Annotated in this window: 6 protein-coding genes and 1 tRNA gene; 5 read left to right on the top strand and 2 right to left on the bottom strand. The window is 59.3% G+C overall.

The window, feature by feature from the left end:
• Positions 1–231: 231 nt before the first annotated feature.
• From B7X90_RS08530 to B7X90_RS08545, 4 genes are all read left to right on the top strand, one after another.
• Positions 232–5844 (top strand): Calx-beta domain-containing protein, encoded by a 5613-nt coding sequence (locus B7X90_RS08530; RefSeq protein WP_292623551.1) that lies wholly within the window; start codon positions 232–234, stop codon positions 5842–5844.
• Between the two features lie 247 nt (positions 5845–6091).
• Positions 6092–6334, top strand: a complete 243-nt coding sequence (locus B7X90_RS08535) for a hypothetical protein (protein WP_292623554.1) — start codon at positions 6092–6094, stop codon at positions 6332–6334.
• The gene (locus tag B7X90_RS08540) at positions 6324–6653 is read left to right on the top strand and encodes a hypothetical protein (protein ID WP_292623556.1); all 330 of its coding nucleotides are present in this window, start codon (positions 6324–6326) and stop codon (positions 6651–6653) included. The genes B7X90_RS08535 and B7X90_RS08540 overlap by 11 nt, the downstream gene beginning before the upstream one ends.
• A 4-nt stretch (positions 6654–6657) precedes the next feature.
• Positions 6658–6888: a hypothetical protein gene (locus B7X90_RS08545; protein WP_292623558.1), complete on the top strand. Its 231-nt coding sequence runs from the start codon at positions 6658–6660 to the stop codon at positions 6886–6888.
• Between the two features lie 8 nt (positions 6889–6896).
• Here B7X90_RS08545 and B7X90_RS08550 read toward each other — a convergent pair whose 3' ends face one another.
• Both B7X90_RS08550 and B7X90_RS08555 read right to left on the bottom strand, forming a co-directional pair.
• A complete protein-coding gene (locus tag B7X90_RS08550) occupies positions 6897–7547 on the bottom strand; it encodes an RNA methyltransferase (protein WP_292623560.1) in 651 nt (216 codons plus the stop codon).
• Positions 7548–7603: 56 nt separating this feature from the next.
• Positions 7604–7693: transfer RNA gene (locus B7X90_RS08555), tRNA-Ser, on the bottom strand.
• A gap of 318 nt (positions 7694–8011) precedes the next feature.
• Here B7X90_RS08555 and B7X90_RS08560 point away from each other — a divergent pair.
• Positions 8012–8994 (top strand): lytic transglycosylase domain-containing protein (locus B7X90_RS08560; protein WP_292623563.1); only part of this gene is annotated, 983 nt, incomplete at its 3' end.

Consider the following 8994-nt stretch of genomic DNA (forward strand, 5'->3'; position numbering starts at 1 on the left):
GCAACGGTGGCGTTAACTATTTTTCCCCAGCCTTGTTCGTGGCACATGGGTTGGTTGTCTTCGAACTAGCTTTTGAAAACGCAAGAAATTCAGCAATTTTCTGGCGACTGTGAACAGCTGTATTGCACTTGGGCGCGCGACACGGCTTTCACATTTACGTCATTCAGGGCTTCTATGCCGTCACCAATTTAACGCTAGCGCCACGCTGTTGCGTTTTCCGGGGACCCATAGATGACCAGCATTACCGCACTCGGCACTGCCTTCACCGAGAACTTCGACAGCCTCGCAAACACGGGCTCAAGCTCTACACTGCCCACGGGCTGGGCGATTGCCGAGAGCGGATCGAGCGGTACAGTAAATGGTGCATACACGGCCGGGACCGGGTCTTCCAATACGGGTGATACCTATAGCTTCGGCGCAGCAAGCGGTACTGAGCGGGCTTTGGGCACTCTGCAGAGCGGTTCCAACGTTCCGTCTTTCGGCGCGATGTTCACCAACGACAGCGGCGCGGCCATTGCCCAGTTGCAGATCGCCTACACCGGCGAACAGTGGCGCATCGGTTCGGCAAGCCGGGCAGACCGTCTTGATTTTCAGATCAGCTTTGATGCCACATCGCTGACCACCGGCACCTGGACCGACGTCGATTCGCTTGATTTCAATTCAATCCAGTCAGCAACGACCGGCGCCGCCAACGGCAACGATGCTGCGTTTCAGTCGGCCATTGCGTCCACAATCGATCTGACATCTGAAATTGCACCCGGCGCCACCTTCTGGATTCGCTGGACCGATTTCAATGCCTCCGGTTCTGACGATGGCATGGCTGTTGACGATTTCTCGATCACTGGCATTGCCGCAGCCGCCGGGCCGGGCACGTTCTCCATCGCCGATGCCTCTGCTGAAGAAGATAGCGGTACGCTGACTTTCACCGTCACGCGCACCGGCGGCAGCAGCGGCGAAGCGACTGTTGCCTACAGCTTTGCCAACGGCTCGGCAGAGAACGGGAGCGATTTCAGCGCGACCGATGGAACAGTGATTTTTGCCGATGGTGAAACCAGCAAGACGATCACCGTTGCGCTGAGCGCTGACACCGAGATCGAGGATGACGAGACCTTCACCGTCACGCTGACCGAAACGAGTGCAGGAACAATTGGCACCGTATCAGCCACCGGCACCATCCTTGGTGACGATGCCCCGCCGCTCCCGCCGACGCTTTCCATTGCCAATGCTTCGGTGACCGAAGGCGATGAAGGCCTTGTGGCTATCAACTTCGTCGTGACGCGCACTGGCAGCAGCGCTGGCGAAGTGACGGCTAACTATGTGGTAGATCTGGGCACGGCATCCGCGGATGATTTTGCCGAAGGCACAATTCTTTCCGGGCAAGTCGTGTTTACCGATGGGCAGGCGTCCGCCACGGTTACGCTGCAAGTGAACGGCGACACGGCAATCGAAGCAGATGAAACGTTCACGGTGACCATCAGCAGTCCCGATGAAGCCGTGCAGATCGGCACGGCCAGTGCGACCGGCACCATCATCAACGATGATATCTTGCCAACTCCAATTGCCAACGTGTTCGTGAATGAGATCACTTACGATCCGGCAGGCACCGATAGCGGTGAGACGATCGAGGTGGCCGGTGTGGCAGGTACCGATCTGACTGGCTGGAAGCTGGTGCTATACAACGGCAATGGCGGAACAGCTTATGCCGCAACCGGTGGGTCGACAGCAGGGATCGCCCTGTCGGGCACAATAGCTGACCAATCAAACGGTTACGGCACGATGTCGTTTGCTGCGCCGGGTTTGCAGAATGGTTCGCCAGACGGCATCGCGCTTGTCGATGCGCTGGGCCGCGTGGTCCAGTTCATTTCCTACGAAGGCAGCTTTGTGGCCACCAACGGCCCGGCAGCAGGCATGACCAGCACCGATATCGGAGTGGAGCAAAACAACGACGCCATCGGCAACTCGTTGCAACTGACCGGTGCGGGATCGAGCTATGAAGACTTCACGTGGACGGCCGGACAGACCAGCAATTACAACGTCATAAATACCGCACAAAACTTCCTTTCGGCGGACGCTCCTGGCGAAATCCGCGTGGGTGACGTGAGCGTGGCCGAAGGCGATGCCGGGATCACCAACCTGGTCTTCACAGTGCGCCGCGCAGGGGGCGGTGCGCTTGAAGCGACGGTGGACTACGTCATCAGCCTCGATGGCAGTGCTGATGCAGCCGATCTTGATGCAGGTGCGGTGCTTTCTGGCACGGTGACATTTGCCGCTGGCGTGAGCGTGCAGCAGATCGTGGTGCCGGTGGTGGGCGATACTCTGCCTGAAGGCAACGAGACGCTGAGCGTGACCCTGAGCAATGCCGTGAATGCGGGTATCGTCGTCGGCCAGGCGACCGGCACAATCACCAACGACGATCCGGTCGATCTGGCAATCTATGACATTCAGGGGCTGGGTCATCAGTCCGAATATGTCGGGCAAACGGTGACGACGACCGGCATCGTTACGGCAGTGGACAGCGACGGCTACTACCTGCAGGACGCAATTGGCGACGGCGATGCGCGCACGTCGGACGCGGTGTTCGTCCTGACTGGTACCACGCCGACCGTTTCGGTGGGCGATGCAGTGCAGGTAACAGGCACCGTTTCTGAGGCACTGCCGGGCAACAACTCGCTGAACTTGACCGCTACGCAGGTCAATCAGACCTCCGCCACGGTGGCCTCAAGCGGGAACGCGCTGCCGGTTGCGACACTGATCGGCACAGGGGGCGTGCTGCCACCAAGCGACGTGTTCGATAACGACGGCTTTGCGACTTACGATCCAGAAAACGATGCTGCCGATTTCTTCGAATCGTTGGAAGGTATGCGGGTAACGGTCGATGCCCCGCTGGTGGTGGCCGGGACCAACGAGTTCGGCGAGACCTATGTGGTTGCGTCGGGCGGCGCGGGAGCAACCGGCGTCAACGACCGGGGCAGCATCACTATTTCGGGCAACGCTGACGGGTTTGACGATTTCAACCCTGAACGCATCCAGCTTGATGATGACAGCGAGCTGTTTGCCGGGTTTGTGCCGGGTTACACGCAGGGCGATGTTCTGTCTTCCGTGACCGGCATCATGAACTACAACTTCCAGTCGTACGAACTTCTGGTCACCGAAGCGGTTTCTATCACCACCGATGTTGGTACGCTTCCGCGCGAAACGACGACTTTGACCGGAACGGCCGACCGGTTGACCATCGCCACCTACAACGTTGAAAATCTGGACCCGACCGATGGGGCCGTGAAGTTCAACCTCCTGGCAAACGACGTGATCTACAACCTTGCTGCGCCAGATATCATTGCGTTGCAGGAGATGCAGGACGCAGACGGGGCGGGCAACGGGTCGGATCTTTCCGCGACAGTCACGGCGAACCTGCTGATCAACGCAATTCTCGACGCAGGTGGTCCGCAGTATGCCTACGTTGAAGTGGCACCAGACGCGGCGAACACCACCGGTGGCGAGCCGAATGGCAACATCCGCAACGGCTACCTCTATCAGGTTAATCGTGTCGACTATGTCGAAGGCAGCGCCGAGCTGATTACCGACGCAGCATTCAGCAACAGCCGCAAACCGCTGGCGGCAAGCTTCACCTTCAACGACCAGACGATCACCGCGATCAACGTGCACTCGACTTCGCGTGGCGGCAGCGATCCGCTGTTCGGTTCGATCCAGCCACCTGCCAATGCGGGCGAGGGCGCGCGCATCGGGCAGTCGGAAGCCGTGAAGGACTATGTGGATGGGCTGCTGACTGCAGACGCCGATGCCTATGTCGCGGTGCTGGGAGACTTCAACGCGTTCTACTTCGAAGATTCGCTTGAGCTTTTGGAAGCTGGCGGCGTGATGAGCAATCTGCTGCGCCAGTTGCCCGAAGAGGAACGCTACAGCTACTCGTTCGGCGGCAATGCGCAGGCGCTTGATAACTTCCTCGTCACGCCAGGGCTGCTGGGCGATGTGCTGGTCGATGTCGTCCACATCAATTCGGAACAGGCCGCAGGCGCGGGCCGTGTGTCCGACCATGACCCGCTGGTAGCCTCGTTCTTCCTGCCAGCGGCCGATCCTTCGCCGGTGGCGGCTGACGACACTGTCGCGGTGGACGAGGATGGCACCACGGCAAACCTGTGGACGCAACTTCTCAGCAACGACACAGATCCCGACGCGGGCGATGTGTTGACAATCAGCGCCGTGGATACGAGCGCGACGCTGGGCAGCGTGGAGTTTGATCCCGAAACGCAGACGCTACGCTACATCGCGAATGCCGACAGCTTTGACAGCATTCCGGCGGGTGAGACTGTTACCGACACCTTCGCCTACACGGTGCGCGACATTGCCGGAAACCTCAGCACGGCGACGGTGACCGTCACTGTGACTGGCGTCGATGATGGCGTGACGCTGACCGGCACAAACGTTGCCGACATGCTTATCGGCACGGTCGATAGCGACACACTTTACGGGCTTGGCGGTAACGACACGTTGCTCGGCAATGGTGGTGATGATGTGCTGGATGGCGGCATCGGCAGCGATACCCTGGCCGGTGGCGCTGGGGATGATACCTACTATGTGGATGCGGTAGGCGATACGGTCATTGAGTTTTCGGGTGAAGGCAACGACCGCGTCATCGCCTCGCGCACATGGGTGCTGGGCGATGATTCTGCGGTTGAGACGGTCGAGGCGGTTGCCGGGAGCAAAGGCATCTACCTTACTGGCAATGCGCTTGCCAATGTGCTGATCGGCAACGACGCCGCCAACCGCCTTGATGGCATGGGTGGCGCAGACATCATGTTCGGTGGTTTTGGCAATGATACCTATGTGGTCGACGATGCAGGTGACGTGGTGGACGAGGTCGGTTTTGGTGGTATCGATACTGTCGAAGCGTCGGCCAGCTTCACACTGGGCGCCGATCTGGAGCGCCTGAAACTGTTGGCAGAGGGCCTGACCGGCACCGGCAATGCTCTGGCGAATATCATGACTGGCAGCGATGGCGCCGATGTCCTGTACGGCGAAGCAGGCGCAGACCGGCTGTTCGGCAATTCCGGGAACGACATACTTTACGGGGGCGCTGACAACGACAACATCGATGGGGGCGAAGGTGATGACCAGCTGTTGGGTGATGTTGGCAACGACCGGTTGTTCGGCGGCGACGGCGCAGATGTGCTCGATGGTGGCGAGGGTAATGACTTCCTCGACGGCGGTGCAGGCGCTGATGTCACGTCCGGCGGGATTGGCAACGACATCTATGTGGTAGATGATGCTGCAGATCAGGTGATCGAAGCGGCTGACGCAGGTGTCGACACGGTGCAGGCGACACTGGCGACTTATACGCTTGCAGAAAACGTTGAAAAGCTGACCTTCATCGGTACAGGCGATTTCAACGGTACTGGCAACGACATGGCCAATACGATCAACGGTGGCAATGGCAACGACACGCTCGCTGGTGGTGGAGGTAACGACATCATCAATGGTGGGGCCGGAGCGGATGTGATGTTTGGCGGGGCTGGTGCGGACCGCTTCGTGTTCTCCTCGCTCGATAGCTTCGGTGTTGGCACTCTTGACCGAATCGCTGATTTCTCGGCGCTGGAGAAGGATCGCATCAGGCTTGATGCGATCGATGCCGATGCCACGGTGAGTGGAAATCAGGCCTTCACGCTGATCGGCAACGCAGCCTTCAGCGGAGCCGCCGGTGAACTGCGCTACGACGCGATTGGCGCCGATTCGATGGTCTATGGCGATGTCGACGGCGACGGGCTGGCCGACTTCCAGTTCCAGGTTGACGGCGTCACATCGTTCGTCGCTGCGAACTTCTTCCTTTAAGCGAAACGGAAACCGGCGCGGTTGGAAACAGCCGTGCCGGTGTCTCAGCTCCGCTGGACCCCGGTCCAGATATTTTCCGTGCTTTGTGGCCCTACAGCTTTTCGCAATGCTACTGAGCGAGTGCGCTCACACGTTCGCGGTGGCCGTATTTGGCACTGCAAAGCCGCTTAGGTGCCAACTAGGTGCATCTAGCTTGGGCTACGAGCCAGTCAGCAACTATCAGGCAGCGGTGGATTGGGCGGTCAGCATGGCAGACCAATTCGCCAAGCCCATTTATGTCGTGCCGCTCAATCACCGCGATATTCTGCTCACGGGCAGGTTCGACCCCATGCGCGCTGCCATTCAGAACATGACCGATCAGGAGCGTGGCAAGATGCGGCGGGCTGTTGTGACCACATGCTGCGAGGTCATGCGCGACTGCGACGACCCGGAAATCCGCGCCGACATGTTCCACGTCCTGCGCCAACTCAAGGTGACATATGAAAGCTGACATTTCGCTGGCGGAGCGCCGCCGCATGGAGCGGGAGCAGCAGGCGGAGATTCGCGCTGCGCTGGCACCCCGTCACTTCGCTGCGATGATGGAGGAGCAGGCAATCACTGCCTTCTGGTTCGCCCATGCCCTTGAAGCTGGACCGCGCATCCGTGCCATGCTGGCGCGCATGGGTTGCGGTTCGGTGCCGGTGTCAGCCCCTGTGGTCATTGCCGAGCCTGAACCCGTCGCGGTCGCACCCACACCCGCGCCGCTGCCTGTCCGTGCTGGTGCGCCGGACCTGCCGTTTGACATGCGCGAGCGGCTGGGACTGCGATAACCACATGGCGGGCGTCCGAGCCTTGCAGAAGCGGCTGGCGCGGTTGGAGGATGCAGGGAAGCCGAAGCCGTCGCTTATCTCGGTCTGGTTTGGTTCGTTTGACGCATGGGTTGAGCAGGCGGTTCTGCTGGGAGTGGAGAGCGGTGCGCTGGCCGCTGACGACATGGTTGAGCTTGTCGCCTGCCTGCGCCGCTGGGAGACGGACGGGACATGGGGGCAGGCATATGCAGGCTGATCGTACAGCTATGCCTCGGGCGCAATTACCGTCGGCAGCGGGGTTGCGCGTTCCCCTCTTCGATCGCGCAACCGATACTTGCTTTGATACTCGCGTCTCTGCTTAGCGACTTCGTACAAAACGATGCCCGAGCTTGTGCCAAGATTCAGGCTTTCGATCATGCCGAACATTGGGATTGCAACACATCGTTCGCTACGTTGAACTGCAATATCACTCACGCCCTTTGATTCGTTGCCGAACCAGACGGCGAGTTTCGCGTGTTCTGTGAAATCGGTTTCGTGAAGGAATGTGTTGGTCTTGCCCTTCACATGAGGCGATGTGACCATCGACACGAAATGATTCTTCTCTAAGTGGTCGAGGCAATCTTTGGTGCTGTCGAACCTTTTGACGAACGTCCATTTCGCGGCGGAAACGGATAGCTTGGCCAGCTTGGGGTCAGCGCGAAGTTCGTCCCAAGCATCGGGTAAAACCCGGCGCGGGTCGATCACATAGACTTTCTCGACGCCAAGGGCATTCACGTTCCTGATGACCGTGCCGATATTCCGGGGGTTCTCGGGATCTTCGATTATGGCGATCAGATTCTTGCAGCGGAAATTTTTAATCAGATCCGCGCGCTTGCGAACCGAAGCCTTAGATTTTTTGCTTTCTGCGGGTTCCATAGTTGCAGCTTACCACTTCGTCACGTTCGCGCCATTGCCATCGCTGGTGTTATGGATGGCGGAAGAGGTGGGATTCGAACCCACGGAACGGTTGCCCGCTCGCCGGTTTTCAAGACCGGTTCCTTAAACCACTCGGACACTCTTCCATGCCGTTTCGGGTTGGCAGCTTACGACAGGCTTATGGGCGTATATGCCACCGAAACCGACCTGCCACTAACCCCTTGTAACCACACTCCTAATTCCCGTTCGCGCCGACAAGCTCCGGTAGCTTTCAAGACCGCTGCCTTAAACCACTCGGCCACCTGTCCGCGTTCCGTCTGCCTGAGCTAACGAACGGATCGCCGTTAGCGCTTTCCGCTTCGGACGCAAAGGGGATTCCCATTGTTTATGAACCGTGCGACACCACGGGAATGGGAATTTTTAAAAGAACAGGCGGGCTACGGGCCGCTGGTGTCGCTGCTCTGATGCTTTTGGCTGCTGGACCAGCAGCGGGACAAGTAGACGCTGAAGAGCAAGGTTTTCAAGGGTATCTACAGCTTTTGGCAGCGCGCGGGCGGGCCGAGGGGGTGCGCGAATCAACCATCGCAGCGATGACGCGGGGCTTGACGCTGAACCGCCGAGTAATTGAGCTGGATCGGGCACAACCGGGATCTTCTTCTGGCGCGATTCCTGCGTTTGAGCCCTATCGGCGCAAACATATCGATGCGTCGCGGATCACGCGCGGGCGTCGGCAATATGCAGCAGCAGCGGGGCAGCTTGGCGCGATTGAGCGGCGCTATGGCGTGCCAGGGCCAATCATGCTGGCGATCTGGGGGCATGAGACGGACTACGGCGGCTATACCGGGGATTTCGATCTGGCGCGCTCGCTCGCCACGCTGGCCTATGAAGGGCGGCGACGTGAGCTGTTCGCCGACGAATTCATTGCAACGATGAAAATGGTGGATCGGGGAGTACCGCGATCAAAACTTGTGGGCAGTTGGGCTGGCGCCTTTGGTAACCCACAGTTTCTCCCCTCGGTCTATTTGCGCGTGGCAGCGGACGGCGATGGTGACGGGTTTGCCGACATCTGGACGAATCGCACCGATACGCTGGCATCGATCGCAAACTATTTTCGTGATGCCGGTTGGCGCACCGGGCAGCCGTGGGGCGTGGCCGTCAGCGTTCCTGACCGGGTGGACCGCGGCGCTTTGGGCACGGCCATGGTCAGTCCGCGCTGCCCGCGGGTGTTTGAACGGCACTCCGGTTGGAAAAGCATGGCGGAGTGGCGAGCGCTGGGAATCGTTCCAAAATCAGGCGCATGGCCTGCTGACAACGTTATGGCCAGCCTGCTGGAACCGGATGGTCGCGGGCGGACTGCTTATCTGCTAACCGGAAATTATAGGGTTATCCTCGATTACAACTGCTCGAACTTTTACGCTCTGTCCGTGGGACTTCTTGCAGATGAGAT

The sequence above is a fragment of the Novosphingobium sp. 17-62-19 genome, assembly GCF_002256775.1.
Classification (GTDB): domain Bacteria; phylum Pseudomonadota; class Alphaproteobacteria; order Sphingomonadales; family Sphingomonadaceae; genus Novosphingobium.